General features: G+C 73.5%; 13 protein-coding genes. 3 read left to right on the top strand and 10 right to left on the bottom strand.

Annotated elements, in window-relative coordinates; translation table 11 throughout:
- Positions 1–11 precede the first annotated feature (11 nt).
- Together PZB77_RS13530 and PZB77_RS13535 are read right to left on the bottom strand one after the other, a co-directional pair.
- The gene (locus tag PZB77_RS13530; RefSeq protein WP_275492849.1) at positions 12–1,469 is read right to left on the bottom strand and encodes an aldehyde dehydrogenase family protein; all 1,458 of its coding nucleotides are present in this window, start codon (positions 1,467–1,469) and stop codon (positions 12–14) included.
- A 57-nt stretch (positions 1,470–1,526) separates the two neighbouring features.
- Positions 1,527–2,390, bottom strand: coding sequence for a helix-turn-helix transcriptional regulator (locus tag PZB77_RS13535; protein ID WP_275492850.1), 864 nt, complete (start codon positions 2,388–2,390; stop codon positions 1,527–1,529).
- 339 nt (positions 2,391–2,729) lie between these two features.
- Here PZB77_RS13535 and PZB77_RS13540 point away from each other — a divergent pair, with 339 nt between their 5' ends.
- Complete coding sequence (locus PZB77_RS13540) at positions 2,730–3,263, top strand: ATP-binding protein (protein WP_275492851.1); 534 nt, start codon at positions 2,730–2,732, stop codon at positions 3,261–3,263.
- A gap of 270 nt (positions 3,264–3,533) precedes the next feature.
- Here the strand turns inward: PZB77_RS13540 and PZB77_RS13545 are convergent, their stop codons facing one another.
- The 4 genes from PZB77_RS13545 to PZB77_RS13560 form a co-directional block, all read right to left on the bottom strand.
- Positions 3,534–3,776 (bottom strand): DUF397 domain-containing protein, encoded by a 243-nt coding sequence (locus PZB77_RS13545; protein WP_275496052.1) that lies wholly within the window; start codon positions 3,774–3,776, stop codon positions 3,534–3,536.
- Positions 3,777–4,048: 272 nt separating this feature from the next.
- The gene (locus PZB77_RS13550; RefSeq protein ID WP_275492852.1) at positions 4,049–6,220 is read right to left on the bottom strand and encodes an FUSC family protein; all 2,172 of its coding nucleotides are present in this window, start codon (positions 6,218–6,220) and stop codon (positions 4,049–4,051) included.
- Between the two features lie 115 nt (positions 6,221–6,335).
- Positions 6,336–6,833, bottom strand: a complete 498-nt coding sequence (locus PZB77_RS13555; protein WP_275492853.1) for an N-acetyltransferase — start codon at positions 6,831–6,833, stop codon at positions 6,336–6,338.
- Positions 6,834–6,960: 127 nt separating this feature from the next.
- Positions 6,961–7,602 (bottom strand): MBL fold metallo-hydrolase, encoded by a 642-nt coding sequence (locus PZB77_RS13560; RefSeq protein ID WP_275492854.1) that lies wholly within the window; start codon positions 7,600–7,602, stop codon positions 6,961–6,963.
- Positions 7,603–7,758: 156 nt separating this feature from the next.
- Here PZB77_RS13560 and PZB77_RS13565 point away from each other — a divergent pair, with 156 nt between their 5' ends.
- Positions 7,759–8,220 carry a MarR family transcriptional regulator gene (locus PZB77_RS13565; protein WP_275492855.1) on the top strand — a complete coding sequence of 154 codons (462 nt, stop codon included), beginning with the start codon at positions 7,759–7,761 and terminating at the stop codon, positions 8,218–8,220.
- Here PZB77_RS13565 and PZB77_RS13570 read toward each other — a convergent pair.
- Together PZB77_RS13570 and PZB77_RS13575 are read right to left on the bottom strand one after the other, a co-directional pair.
- Positions 8,210–9,391, bottom strand: a complete 1,182-nt coding sequence (locus PZB77_RS13570) for a DUF2786 domain-containing protein (RefSeq protein ID WP_275492856.1) — start codon at positions 9,389–9,391, stop codon at positions 8,210–8,212. The two genes, PZB77_RS13565 and PZB77_RS13570, sit on opposite strands and share 11 nt — an antisense overlap.
- A gap of 28 nt (positions 9,392–9,419) precedes the next feature.
- Positions 9,420–10,343, bottom strand: coding sequence for an NADP-dependent oxidoreductase (locus tag PZB77_RS13575; protein ID WP_275492857.1), 924 nt, complete (start codon positions 10,341–10,343; stop codon positions 9,420–9,422).
- 189 nt (positions 10,344–10,532) lie between these two features.
- Here PZB77_RS13575 and PZB77_RS13580 point away from each other — a divergent pair, with 189 nt between their 5' ends.
- The gene (locus tag PZB77_RS13580; protein WP_275492858.1) at positions 10,533–12,248 is read left to right on the top strand and encodes a bifunctional 3'-5' exonuclease/DNA polymerase; all 1,716 of its coding nucleotides are present in this window, start codon (positions 10,533–10,535) and stop codon (positions 12,246–12,248) included.
- Between the two features lie 174 nt (positions 12,249–12,422).
- On the opposite strand, the gene PZB77_RS13585 is transcribed toward PZB77_RS13580, so the two are convergent.
- Both PZB77_RS13585 and PZB77_RS13590 read right to left on the bottom strand, forming a co-directional pair.
- Positions 12,423–13,760, bottom strand: a complete 1,338-nt coding sequence (locus tag PZB77_RS13585; protein WP_275492859.1) for a hypothetical protein — start codon at positions 13,758–13,760, stop codon at positions 12,423–12,425.
- A gap of 215 nt (positions 13,761–13,975) precedes the next feature.
- A complete protein-coding gene (locus PZB77_RS13590; protein ID WP_275492860.1) occupies positions 13,976–14,488 on the bottom strand; it encodes a SigE family RNA polymerase sigma factor in 513 nt (170 codons plus the stop codon).
- Positions 14,489–14,517: the final 29 nt, after the last annotated feature.

Below are 14,517 nucleotides of genomic sequence, written 5' to 3' on the forward strand. Positions count from 1 at the left end.
GCGCGACGGGTTCAGAACGGGAAGACCGTGCGGCCGTACTGGACCGAGATCCAGTGCGTCGTGGTGAAGGCCTCCACGACCGCGTCGCCGTTGCGCCGACCGAGTCCGGACATCTTCTCGCCGCCGAAGGGGGCCAGCGGATCGTCCTGCACGGTGGGGCCGTTGACGTGGAACATGCCGCTGCGGACCCGGCGCGCGAACCGCACCCCGCGGTCGATGTCGGCGGTGTGCACGGCCCCGCTCAGCCCGTACGGGGTGTCGTCGGCGATCCGTAGGGCCTCGTCCTCGCCGTCGAAGGGGATCACCAGGGCCACCGGGCCGAAGACCTCCTGCGTCAGCAGCGGAGATCCCTCGGGCACACCGGTCAGCACGGTCGGCTCCACCACGTTGCCCCGGGTGCGGCCGCGCAGCAGGGCGGTGGCCCCGGCGGCGAGCGCCTCGTCGACGAGAGCCGACAGCGCGTCGGCCTGGAAGGCGTTGATGACCGGGCCGATGCGGGTGGCGGGATCGCGCGGGTCTCCGGCGGTGATCCGCGAGGCCCGGGCGACGAACAGTTCGGTGAACTCCCGCTCGACGCGGCGGTCGACCAGGATGCGGTTGGCCGCCGTGCCGACCTGGCCCTGGAAGAAGAAGCGGCTGAAGACCGCGGCGTCCACGGCGGCCGGGACGTCGGCGTCCTCGAGGACCACCAGGGCGCTGTTGCCGCTGAGTTCGAGGACGCACCGCTTGAAGCGGGCGGCGGCACGGGCGGCTATCCGGCGGCCGATCCGGTCCGAGCCGGTGAACGAGATCACCGCGGGCACCGGATGCTCGATGAACGCGTCGCCGATCTCGGCGCTGTCGGTGACCACCACGTTGAGCAGACCCGGCGGCAGCCCGGCCTCCTCGAAGACCCGTGCCACCAGGCCGCCACCGACGATGGGGGCGTTCTGGTGCGGCTTCACCACGACGGCGTTGCCGAGCGCGAGGGCGGGCGCGACCGACTTCATCGCCGCGACGAAGGGGAAGGTGAAGGCGTTGATGACCGAGACGACCCCGGCGGGGCGCCGGTAGACCCGGTTCTCCTTGCCGTCCACCGCCGCCGGAAGCAGCCCGCCGACCGGGCGGACCGCCTGGCGTATCGCCTCGCGGAGGAGTTCACGGCCGAGTTCGATCTCGTACCGGGCGCGGGGCAGCGTCCCGCCCAGCTCCTCGACGATGGCCTCGGCGATCTCGTCGGCCCGCGCCTCGACGACGGCCAACGCCCTGACGAGAACCGCCTGTCGCTCGCGCGGAAGGACCTCGGCCCATGCCGCCTGCGCGCGTTCGGCGGCCCGGTAGGCCCGGTCCACCTCGGCGACGGTGGCGACGGTGATGGCGCAGAGCTTCTCGCCGTTGTAGGGATTGACGTCGATGATGTCCCACGAACCGCTGCCGGTCAGCCATTCGCCGTCGATGTACTGATGGGCCAGTTCATGGAAGAAGGACATGCAATCCCTTACTGCAGGCGCCCGCAACTCCTGATTGGACGTCATGGTACGCGTGGCTCAGACCTGTTGGAGCAGTCGGCGCAGGAGATCCCGGGTCTCGTCCTCCCCGGGACTGTCGGCGCGGAGCCGGACCATGGCCTTTTCGTACTGGGTGACGTCTTCCGCCTTGTCGAGATAGAGCGCGCTGGTGAGCTGCTCCAGAAAGATGATGTCCGACAGGTCCGATTCGGGAAAGCGCAGCATGGTGAAGGCGCCGCTTTCTCCGGCGTGACCGCCGAAACTGAAAGGCATCACCTGGAGGGAGACATTGGGGTGTTCCGACATTTCCAGCAGATGCCCCAATTGGGCCCGCATCACGTCACGTGAGCCGTACGGACGGTGCAGGGCCGCTTCGTCGAGCACCGCGTGGAAGACCGGCGCGCGCTCCGAGACGAGTACTTTCTGCCGCTCCAGACGCAGCGCGACCCGGCGTTCGATCTCCGCCTCGGGCGCTCCGCGCATGCCCCGGGAGACGACGGCGTGCGCGTACGCCTCGGTCTGCAACAGACCGTGTACGAACTGCACTTCGTAGACGCGGATGAGGGATGCCGCCCCCTCCAGACCGATGTACGTCTGGAACCAGCCGGGGAGCACGTCGCCGTAACTGTGCCACCAGCCGGCCACGTTGGCCTCGCGCGCCAGGCCGAGGAGCGACTCGCGCTCCGCCTCGTCCGCGACACCGTAGAGCGTGAGCAGGTCCTCGATGTCCCTGGCCTTGAAGCTCACCCGTCCCAACTCCATGCGGCTGATCTTCGATTCGGAGGCCCGGATGGAGTAGCCGGCCGCCTCACGCGTGATTCCGCGAGACTCGCGCAGCCTTCTGAGCTGAGAGCCCAGCAGGATGCGGCGCACCACGGATCCACTCGACTCGCCTGCCGACACTGGACGACCCTCCCCTAGCTTCCCGGGCAACGAGGCACCCCCGAACCCCGAGGAACGGATTCTGCCACCAAAACGCTCCGGGCCGTACTCATTCGATTACAGAGAGGGGAAGACTTGCCGGAACCATGGAAAACTGCTGCACGGAAGAAATGCTCCGGAATCACCACGGTATCGGGCAGGTCCGGCGCGTGCACGTGCATCTGCCCTTGCATCTGCTCTAAGCATTCGGAAGCATGGCCCGTGCGCACCTGCGTGATCGTTCGTGTTGTGCCGCTGTGTCCCCGCAGTACCGCTCACAGGCAGTGCCGCTCGCAGCCGCGAATCCCGGGAGCACCTCGTATGAGGACTGATGGATCGACGACGCTCGAACCGTTACGGCGTGGCCTGCCCCCCGCCGATCCCGCGGCCATCACGGCGTCGGCGTCGATCACGCTGCCGGCGAGATACGAAGCGGTGGGCTCCGCGCGGCACTTCACCCGCACCACGCTCCGCCAGTGGAACCTCGAGGGCCGTTTCGACGATGTCGCCCTGGTCGTGTCCGAGTTGGTCACCAACGCACTGCGTCACGCGCTGCCCGCCGACGTCGCCCGCGACCCCCTGACTCCGCCGGTACGGCTGCAACTGGCCCACTGCGAGGGACGTCTGGTGTGTGCGGTCCGCGACCCCAGCCGGGAGAGTCCGGTGGCGGGCGAGGCGGAGGACTCCGCCGAGTCGGGCCGGGGGCTCTTCCTGGTGGAGTCCTTCAGCGACAGCTGGGGGTGGCACCCCGACCCCGCCGGGGCGCGGGGACCCTGGGGAAGCGTGCAGGGGAAGGTGGTCTGGGCGGTTTTCCACCTGACCGACGCCGAGGAGCGGGCGGACGACCCCCGCTGACCAGGGGCCGCTCGACGCCGTCGACACCGTCGCCGGCCGGGCGGCACGCACGACGCCCGCGAACCGGGCGGGCACAGGACTGAGGGCCGGAGCGGGAGGGGGAGTCGCGTTCCGGCCCTCTTCATGCCCCGCGCGTCCGGTCAGCGCCCCTTGTGGCACCGCCAACCGCCTGTCGGCCCGACACCCCGCCGCGCCCGCGGGGACCCGCCCCCGCACGGCCGTTCCGGCCCCGCCGTCGCGGCACGCGGGCCGTCGCACGGCCCCTCGGCCTCAGGCGCCGGAGGCCAGGTGGTCGAACTCCCCGTCCTTGACGCCGAGCAGGAGCGCCTCGATCTCCGCCGGTGTGTACACGAGCGCCGGGCCGTCCGGGTGGCGGGAGTTGCGCATGGCCACATTCCCGCCGGGTAGTTTTGCGAACTCCACGCAAGATCCTTGGGAGTTGCTGTGTCTGCTCTTCTGCCAGACGACCCCGAGAAGCCCTGTGGCCGCCATGCCGTTGTACACGTCGTGCACGGAACGCTCCCCGAGTTGCAAGGTGCAAGTGTCGACCAAGCGTCAACCAACCTGAATCATAGCGGCTATTCACATGCCAATGCATGGGCAAATGCACGTGCACACGCGGTGGTCCTTTGATTACAGCGATTCGGGCGGCGAAGAATGTCAGATTCTGCCGTCACCCCGGGCACGGCCCCCGCCGAGGGGACGGGGCTTACCGCTCTCCCCGGGCGATGCCGCCGGTCAGTGCCGCCGCCGCGCGGCACCGGTCTCCCCCACATCCATGCTTTTCAACGGGCCTCCGGTTCCTCTTCGTCCGAATCCTCGACGGATCCGGCTCTCCGACTGCTGGGCACGGCACCCCGGTCGTCCAGCGCGAACGACAATTCCACCAGCGCGTCGAGCAGCAACGCGGCTCCCCGTCGCACGACGGGGTCGGGGACGGGTTCTCCCGGCGCGGGTTCTTCGTCGTAGGGCGCTTCGAGAAAGTCCCAGTACGCCACCGACTCGGCGACCGGCCCCCATTCCGGGACCCGTCGCTCCCGTACCGCCTTCGCGCCCTTCTCGGTGGAACCCCGCAGGGCGTCGGCGAGTTCCGCCGCACCGCGCACGGGGGTCGCCGCCCGGTCCGGCAGGTGCGCCTCCAGCAGCATGGCGGCCCGGCCGAGCTGCGCCAGCGCGTGCTGGGCGTCGGTGGCGGCCGACCGGGAGATGCCCCGGTGCCGCACCGGCTCGAACTGGGCCTTCTTGAGGGTCTCCGTCCACTCCACGCGGGCCTCGCGGGAGGCGAGGAGCGCGGCCCGCACGTCGTCGTTGCTGCGGTTCGCCGGGGCGGCGTACTGGTCGATGACGGTGGCGGCGTACCGTCCCACCGCCGTCAGCCACCCGGCGAGCCGGTTGCGGAGCCGCGGGGTCTCCCAGGCCGGGAAGACGGCGTACGAGACCATGGCCAGCACCCCGCCCACGAGGGTCAGCACGATGCGTTCGGGGACCGTCTGCGACCAGTCGGTGCCCGCCATGCCGAGCAGGAAGACGACGTACGCCGAGATGCAGACCTGGCCGACCGCGTACCCGGTGCGCATCAGCAGGTACATCAGCCAGGCGCAGCAGACGGCGAGCGCGGCGGAGAGCTCCGCCCCGGGGTGGGCGACCTCCACCACCCCGGTGGCGAGCCCCACGCCGACGATGGTGCCGCCGAAGCGGGCCACCGAGCGGGCGTAGGTCTGGGAGAAGTCCGGCCGCATCACCATGACGGCGGCCATCGGCGCCCAGTAGCCGTGACCGAGGGGGAGCGCCTCGCCGATGAAGTAGCCGACCGTGGCGACCGCGGTGACCCGGATCGCGTGCCGCAGGATCGCCGAGCCGCGGTGGAACTCGGCCCGCATCCGGCCGATCACCACGGGGACGAGCTTGATCAGTCCGGGGCGGCGGCGGTGCGGGGTCGCGGGATCGGTCTCCTCGGTGCCGTGCCGGGTGCCGGCGCCCTCGGCGATCTCGACGATGTCGTGGAGGAGCGCGATCAGCCGGTCCGCCGCGCGCCGGGGCGGTCCGGTGGTCAGTCCGCCGGTCTCGGGCGCCTCCAGCGCCGCCAACTCGGTGCCGGAGAGCCGGACCGGGTCGCCGTGGCGTACCGCGCGGGCCGCCGCGTCGAGCACCGAGGCGGCCGCGCCGAGCAGTTCGCGGGCGCGGGCGCGCTGCGGGCCCTCCTCGGGCACCCCCATCGCGGGATCCGCCAGCGAGGCGAGCACCGGACGCAGCCGCTCGGCGACGCTCCGGGCGCCGTGCAGTTCGGCGGGGCGGTGGCGGGCCTCGCGGGGCGAGACGGCGGCGGCGTCCCGGGCCGCCATCAGCGCCTGCGGGTCGAAGGGCGCGATCGGGTCGTGGCGCAGCCGCCGGGCGTAGTCGGCTTCGGCGGCGAAGGCGTCGGCGAGCGCGTCGCGTTGGGCCCCCCACCGGCGGACCGGGAAGAGCACGATCAGGGCGGCCTGCACCACTCCGCCGACGATGATCATCCCGGCGTGGGCGGCGGCGTCCCTGACGGAGGTGGGCAGGGTGATGGTGACGAGCATGATCGCCACGTTGGAGGAGGCGATGATGCCGCCCGTGGGGCCCGCCGCCCAGCAGAGCCCGGCGACGAAGGTCCAGAGGACCAGGACGGTGAGGAAGACCACCTGGTACGGGGCGGCGAGGTAGCCGATGAAGGTGGAGATGCTCAGGCTGACGCCGGAGACCAGGGCGAGCACCGGGCGGGGGCGCCAGCTGCGCTGGAAGGTGGCGATGGCCGCCTGGAAGGCGCCGAACGCCGAGCTGGCCGCGATGACCGGCCCGAACAGCGCGAGCGCGGTCTCCACCACCAGCGCCAGTCCGAGGGCGCCGCGCAACGCGACGAGCGGCTCCAGCCGGGTCCGCTCGACCGTGAACCCCGAGCGGGCGGTCTCCTTCAGCGCCCGGAGCCAACTCATGGGCCGAGCCTAGCCGCAATGACGGACAAGCCCGGCTTTTCGTTCACCCTTCCGGTCCGGGTCGCCGGTCGCTCCCGCCGTCACGGGCGGGGGACGCTCCGGTGCCGCTCCCGTGTCAGGGGGTGTGCGGCAGCGCGAGCCAGTCGGACCAGCTGATGTCGCGGCCCAGGCAGCGGGGGCGGCAAAAGGGCCACTCGGCGGCGATCCAGCGCGGCACGAGCGCGTCGAGGGCGCGCTCCACCTCGCCGCCGACCAGCTCGTCCACCACCCACCAGGAGATCTCCCCGTCGGCGCCGGTGCGCCCGGGCGGATCGATGTAGACGCAGCCGAGGAGCGCCGTCTCCGCCTCGTCCAGCAGGGCGTAGTTGAAGGACTGGTGCGCGGCTATCTCCTGCTCGTGGCGGAGCAGGTCGGCGCGGTCCTGTTCGTAGGTCATCGACGCGGGAGGCCAGTTCCAGGCCGGGCCGAAGGTCTTCCACAGGCTCTCCCGGGAGCCCATCACCGCGGGGTAGTCGATCGGGGTGTCCGCCTCCCGGATCGGCCGCAGGTGCACCGCGGTGCCGGGTACGGGTACGTGGACGGGGTGGACGAAGTCGTCGGGCAGCCAGCTCATGGGGCCAGACGGTAACAACCGTACGGCGCGGGCGCAGTGGGGTTTTCGCGGCCCGGCCCGGACCGCACCGCGCGCGGGCGCACGGGTGACGGCTCACGGCTCACGGCTCACGGGTGGCGGCTCACGCTCACAGCCGGACGGTCGTGCCGGGCTCCGGCCGGTCGACCGCGATGCCGGTCAGGCCCTGCTCGCCTAGGAACCGCGCGGTGGATTCCCGCCCTAGGTCGCTGAGCATGAGTTCGTGGATCTGGATGACCCGCTCGGGCGCGACGGCGCGGACGTAGTCGGCGGCCTCGCCGAGCTTGGTCCACGGACCGCTGGTCGGGAGCAGGAGGGTGCGCACGGGGGCGTCGGGCACGTGGTAGGCGTCGCCGGGGTGGTAGAGGGCGCCGTCGACGAGGTAGCCGACGTTGTCGGGGCACGGCAGGTCGGCGTGGATCGGCGCGTGCCGCCGGCCGTGGACGGTGACGGTGACCGGGCCGACGGTGAAGGTGTCGCCCGCGGTGACGGCGCGTACGCGGCCGTCGTGGCCGCCGAGGGCGTCCGCGACGGCGGCAGTGCCGTAGACCCGCAGCTCGGGCCGGGCGCCGAGGGCGGCGGCGAGGAGCTTCCCGTCGAAGTGGTCGAAGTGGTCGTGGGTGATCAGCACGGCGTGGGCGGTGCCGACGGCCTCCGCCGCGTCCGGGGTGAGGGTGCCGGGATCGATGACGAGGCGGGTGCCCTCCTTCTCCAGCGTGACGCAGGCGTGGGCGTGCTTGGTGAGCTGCACGGCGGGTCCCTCCGAAGAATGGTCGACAAGACAGAAAAACTGTACACCTTGGTTGTACAAATGACGCGCGACCGGGAGAGTCGCCACCGGAGTTCCGCACGGCGGATCGTGCGCCCAGGTGTACAACCTGGTTGGCCAGTACGGTTGGATGGACCCATGGACGACGCTGAAGACGCACGGCTCGCCGAGGAACTCCGCCTGACCGTGGGACAGCTGGTACGCGCGGTCCGCACCGCCGACACCATGCCCCCGGGCGAGGCCGCCGTCCTCGGCTACCTGGACCGCGGCGGCCCGCTGACCGCAGCCGACATCGCCCAGCGCAGGGGCGTCAGCCACCAGTCGGCCACCAAGGCCGTCAAGGAGCTCCTGGGCCAGGGCTTCGTACGGGCCGAGCCGCATCCCCTCGACGGACGCAAACTCCTGCTCCACCTCACGGCGGCAGGGACCGACCGGCTCGCACAGGAGCGCGGCAGGCGCGCGCAGTGGCTCGGCACCGCGATCGAGGAGGCGCTCGGCTCCGACGACCGGGAGACGCTCGCGGCCGCGCTGCCCCTGCTGGCACGCCTCACCGCGCACCTGCGGTCCAGGTCCGGGATCCGGGGCGCTGCTACGGGGTGATCCCCCGGCCCTCACGCCCGCCCACCCGGGCCCGGTCGGCGGCCTCGGTGCCGTGGGTCCAGCCGTCCAGGTCGGTGGCGCCGCGCACCCGGGTGGTCGTGGTCCGGGGGAACATCCGCTCCGCCTCCCCGGAGACCGCGACGTCACGGGCGGCCAGCACGGGCAGCAGCGCGTCGGCGCCCGGCCCGGCCGTACCGCCGGCCGCCGCCCCCGCCTCGGCGGTCACCCGGGCGGTGTCGGCGGCGAGCCGGTTGCCCAGGCGCTGGGCGTACGCCATCAGGAAGGACTGCCGGAACGTTTTGGTCCGCTTACGGCCGCCGGCCCGCTGCCCCGCCTCGGCCCGGGCCATGGCGGAGGTGCCCTGGACGAGCAGCGAGGTGAAGAGCAGCTCCACCGCCTCCAGATCGGGTTCGAAGCCGACGACCGTGGTGAAGCCGAGGTCGCCGTTCCACACCGCCTGGCAGCGGTTGGCCGAGGCGACCGCGTCGAGCAGGATCGCCTTGGCCGTCTCGTACGGGGCATCGACCCCGATCCGGCAGGCGCCGGGCCGGTCCCCGCTGTGGGTGCGCGCGGCGAGCAGCGCCTCGTCGATGCTGTGGCGGGCCATCAGCTCCTGCGCCTTGGTGGTGAGGGCCTCGGCCTCCTCCGGGTACTCCGTCCCCTCCGCCTTCGCCAGCAGCGCCCGGATGCGGGTGAGCATGCGCGGTTCGTCGTGCGTCGGCGGCGGGAGGTGCGGGTGGCCGGGGGCGCTCTCCCCGGGCGGCGGCCCGACCGCCTCCACGGCGGGGAGCCGCAGCAGCAGCCGGTAGAGCTCCAGCAGCGCGGAGGCGTAACCGAAGCGGTCGGGCCGGTTGCGCGGGACCGGCGGCGGCAGCTCGGCGAGCTGGGCGGACCAGCGGGGCGGGAGTGTCGCGTAGCGGGCGGTCTCGGCCGCGATCAGGGTGGCGACCAGGGCCGCCCGGTCCTCGTCCAGCTCCCTGCGCGTGAACCGTACGACGTCGGCGGGCTGCCAGCCCCGGGCCCAGGCACGGCGCAGGAACTCCTCGCCGCGCCGGTGCGCCTCGTCGTCGGCGTCCGGGGCGGCGGCGAGCAGCGACGCGCCGGTGTCCAGACCCGCGTCTCCCTCCGTGTACAGGGCCGCCGCGCACGCCTGGTCGATCACCGGTTCCATGAGGTCAGGGTAGGCGCTGCGCCGCCTCTCACCCCTCCTCGGGCAGCAGCACCAGCTTCCCGCGTACGTGCCCGGCCTCGCTGACCCGGTGCGCCTCGGCGGCCTCGGCCAGCGGGTAGGTGTGGTCGACCGGGATGCGCAGCTCGCCCAGGACCGCCCGCCGGGCGTTGGCGGCGAGACGTCCGGCGGACGGGCCGCCGCCCCCGGCGGAGAACGCCACCCCGAGTTTCGGGGCGTCCGCGTCCGCGATGGTGATCACCCGGTCCGTGGTCCCGCCCCGCAGCTCGACGGAGTCCGGCAGCGCGCCCCGGCCCGCCGCGTCGAAGACCGCGTCCACCCCCTGCGGGGCCACCGCGCGGACCCGCTCGACCAGCCCCGGGCCGTAGGCCACCGGCGTCGCGCCCAGCACCCGCAGGTAGTCGTGGTTGGCGGGGGAGGCGGTGCCGATCACCGTCGCGCCCCGGGCCGTGGCGAGCTGCACGGCGGCCGAGCCGACTGCACCGGCCGCGCCGTGCAGCAGCAGGGTCTCGCCGGCGCCCAGCGCCAGTTCGTCGAGCACCCGGGAGGCGGTCTCGGTGGCCACCGGCAGCGCGGCGGCCACCGCCCACTCCAGCTCCGCGGGCTTGTGGGTGATCTTCCCCGGGTCGGCGAGCACCTCGGTGGCGTACGCGCCGGTCTCGCTGTAACCGAGCACCTCGTCCCCGGGGGCGAACTCCGTGACCCCCTCGCCGACCTCCTCGACCACGCCGGCGAACTCACTGCCCGGGGTCGCCGGGAGCGAGGTGGGGAACGCCTGCTCCATCCACCCCTTGCGGATCTTGTGGTCGACCGGGTTGACCCCGGCCGCCCGGACCCGCGCCCGGAGCCGGCCCGGTCCCACGCGCGGCCCGTCCACCTCGCGCAGCCGCAGCACCTCGGGGCCGCCGAACTCCTCGAACACGATCGCCTTCACGCCTGCTCCCTCACCGTCGCCCCCGCTGCCGATCCTCGCGGCTCCGCCCCGGGGATGCCTCCCGGAGGGCGCCGCACGGGGCCGGAAGGGCCGGGGACGCCCGGCGCCGGGAATCAGGGTGGTCAGGGGCGGTGTGCCAGGGGCGCTGTGCCGGGGCCGATGTCAGTGGCCGGTGCCAGACTCGGTGCCATGACGCAGCGGTGGGCCCTGGCCGGGGCGGAGGGCGGCGGCGCGCTGCTCGTGCCGCTGGAGCCGGACGGCCGCCCGGCGGGGCCGGTGCGCCACGAACCCGATCTCGTCGAGGCCGTCCGCTCCCGTCCCGGCGTGGTGCGCTGGGTGTGGCGCTCCACCACCGAGATCTACCCCCCGCTCCTCGCCGCCGGCGTCCGCGTCGAGCGGTGCTACGACATCGAGTGCGCGGAGCTGCTCCTCCTCGGCCACGAGGGGCGGCTCGGCGAACCCCGCTCCGCCGCCGCGGCGCTGGCCCGGCTGCGCGGCACCCCCGTACCCGCCGATCCGCCGCCCCGCAGCGCCGAACCCGGCGCGCAGTCCCCCCTCTTCGAACCGTCGGCCGGGACGCGGGTGCCGTTCGAGGGGCTGCTCGACGTCTACGCCGGCCAACTGCGCCGCCACGACGCGACCGCGCACCCGGACCGGATGCGGCTGCTCACCGGCGCCGAGTCGGCAGGGATGCTCGTCGCCGCCGAGATGCACCGGGCCGGCATGCCCTGGCGGGCCGACGTGCACCGGGCGCTCCTCCGCGACCTGCTCGGCGAGCGGTACGCGGGCGGCGGCGAGCCCCGCAGGCTGGCCGAGCTGGCGGACCAGGTCTCGGCCGCGTTCGGCCGGCGGGTGCGGCCCGATCTGCCCGCCGATGTCGTCAAGGCGTTCGCCGGGGCCGGCATCAAGGTCACCTCGACCCGGCGCTGGCAGCTCGCGGGGATCGACCACCCCGCGGTGGAGCCCCTCCTCGCGTACAAGAAGCTCTACCGCATCTGGACCGCGCACGGCTGGAGCTGGCTCCAGGACTGGGTGCGCGGCGGCCGCTTCCGTCCCGAGTACACCCCGGGCGGCTCGGTCAGCGGACGCTGGACGACCAACGGCGGCGGGGCGCTCCAGATCCCGAAGGTGATCCGCCGGGCGGTCGTCGCGGACGAGGGCTGGCGGCTCGTGGTCGCCGACGCCGACCAGATGGAGCCGAGGGTGCTCGCCGCGATCTCCCGCGACCCGGGGCTGATGGACGTGGCCGCGCAGGACGGCGACCTCTACGCCGCCCTCTCCGACCGCGCCTTCCGGGGCGACCGGGACCAGGCGAAGATCGCCCTGCTCGGTGCGGTGTACGGCCAGACCTCCGGCGACGGCCTGAAGAACCTCGCGGCGCTGCGCCGCCGCTTCCCGCTCGCCGTCGGGTACGTCGACGACGCGGCGAAGGCGGGCGAGGAGGGGCGTCTCGTACGGACCTGGCTCGGGCGGACCAGCCCGCCGGCCGCCGGAGCCGGGGACGACGGTGAGGGCGGGACGGCGCAGGAAGGCGGCGCCGAGGAGGAGGACGGCGGCGCGGACGGCCGCAGGGGGTACGGATACACCCCCGGGTACGCCTCCTCCGACGCGCGGGCCCGCGGCCGCTTCACCCGCAACTTCGTGGTGCAGGGCAGCGCCGCCGACTGGGCGCTGCTGCTCCTCGCCGGGTTGCGCCGCACCCTCGCCGAGGAGGCGCTCCGGGCGGAGCTGGTGTTCTTCCAGCACGACGAGGTGATCGTGCACTGCCCCGCCGAGGAGGCGGAGCGGGTGGTGCGGGCGATCCGCGAGGCCGGTGAGTCGGCCGGGCGGATCGCCTTCGGCCGGACGCCGGTGCGGTTCCCGTTCACCACGGCGGTGGTGGAGCGGTACTCGGACGCCAAGTGAGGGGCGGGCGGCGGGTTCCGGCCGGGTCCGTCGGCCGGGTCGTCGACCGGCAGCCGGGCGCCGGGCGCGACGCCCCGGGGAGCCCCGGACCGGGAGACCGCCCGCGGCGGGCGCAGGGAGAAGCACCCGCACCGGACGTGGGTCCGGTGCGGGCCCTTCCGCCCCACCGGGCGCCTACTTCTTCGCCCGCAGCTTCAGCCACTCCGGCGAGGTGACCAGGGCGGTGAGCTCTTCGACGGAGAGCGCGGGCTCGGCCCGGGTGGCTGCCGCCGACTGCTGTGCCGCGTTGAAGGCCATGACGACGACCCGCATGCCGTCGGGGCGCATCGAGTCGACCGTCCACTGGACGACGCCCGCCCCGCCCTTCTCGCCCGCTCCCTGGCTCACCGCGAGCAGGGTGCCGTCGGGGAGCGTCTCGGCGCTGCCGTACAGCTCGCCGGCGACGTCCCGCATGTCGCGCTGGACGTTGATCCCGACGAGGGACTCGCCCTGCCCGTCGTCCACGACCACTTCGGCGTACTCCTCGCCGGCGGCGTGCGTCGAGCGGACCACCGTGACGTCGTCCGGGAGCAGCTTCAGGAAGGTGGGCATCAGGGTGGAGTAGTCGAGTGGGGGTGCGGGGCTCGGGGTGGGCGACGCGCCCGCGGTCGCCCCGGCCGGCCCGTCGTGGCGTTCCGCGACGAGCTTCTCCAGGCGCCGCACCAGGTCCGCCCATTTCTCCGACCGGGCCAGGGCGGTGAGCTGCCGCCGGGCGAGCGGCGGATTGGACCGGACGCGCTCCGGGCTGTCGTCGAGGACCCCGCTGTAGGCCCGGACGTCGACGGTGATCCCGTCCGCCGTCAGGGTGCGGAAGCGGTAGCCGACGAGGCTGTTGCCCTCGGAGGCGGTCAGGCTCTCCGTCGTCGTGCAGTCGGCGTCGTTCGCCCCTTCCCCGCCGGAGCCGGTGAGGGCCGAGCTGTCGACCGCGTCGTAGACCAGCACCGCGCCCCCCGGGGCCTCCTCGGTGTCGCCCGCACCGTCCGTGCAGGGGGACACCCGGGCCTTGCCGGGAAGGGAGCCCGGCGTCGGGTAGAGCGAGGCGGTGACGGTCGCCTCGCCCCCGCCGTCGTCGTACACCACCGCCGCCGACGCCACCACCTCGTCCTCCACGTCCCCCGTGCCGACGCCCGCACCCCCGGTGACCTTCCCGCCGGGCAGCAGCGAGGCCAGCGTCTCGACCATCTCGCTGCCGAGGACACCGCTCCCGGGGACCGCACCCGGGGTGCCGGAGTGCGTACCGGACGCGAGCTCGGCGGCGGAGCCGGAGCCCCCGAGCGCTCCGGTCGCCATGCCGCCGCCCACGACGACGAGGGCGAGCGCCAGCGCACCACCGGTGACGGCGGCGATCCTGCGCCGCCGCACCCCGCGCCGGCCGATCTCGACCGCGCCGTCGAGCAGCGCGGTCCGGTCGGCGAGCTCGAAGGACTCGCCGGCGCGGCGGAGCTCTCCACTCAATTCGTCTTCAAAGGGCATGACAGGGACACCACTTCTCGTCTGGAGGAGGCAAGGGGGTGGGGGAGTGGTTCGGGGCATCGGTGGTGCGGAGCGCGGTGGTGGGGGCTCCGGCGGATCGGCGGCGCGGTGTACGGGCGTTCGGGGGAGCGCCGCTTCGGGGTACCGGCGTACCGGCTTCCGGTGGATCGGCGTTCCGGTGGACCGGTGGATCGGCGTTTCGGTGGACCGGTGCTTCAGTGGGCGACGAACTCGGCGAGGCTGCCGCCGAGCAGGGTGCGCAGCCGGGCCAACGCCCGTACGCACCGCGTCCGTACGGCCGCCGGGCTGACCCGGAGCGCCTCGGCTGTCTGTTCGATACTGCGGTCCTCCCAGTACCTCAGCACCACCACCGCCCGGTCCTTCGGGGAGAGCCGGTCGAGGGCGTCGAGCAGCGTCATGCGCAGGACCGGGTCCTCGCCCGCCCCCGGGTGCACCGCGTCCGGCACCTCCGCCACCGGGCGTTCACCGGAGGAGCGGCGCCTGCGGTGGGTGAGGAAGGCGCGGACGAGCACGGTCTGGGCGTAGGCGGCCGGGTTGTCGATCCGGTGGATCCGTCCCCACAGCATGTACATCCGGCCGAGCGTCTCCTGCACGAGATCCTCGGCGAGATGCACGTCGCCACCGGTCAACAGCGATGCGGAGCGGTACAGATGACCCGCACACCCCGCCGCGAACTCCCTGAAATCCTCGACACGCGACTTCCTCATCCGGTCCCCCGTCTCCCACGGCCCGTCTC

It is taken from the genome of Streptomyces sp. AM 2-1-1 (assembly GCF_029167645.1).
Lineage (GTDB): Bacteria > Actinomycetota > Actinomycetes > Streptomycetales > Streptomycetaceae > Streptomyces.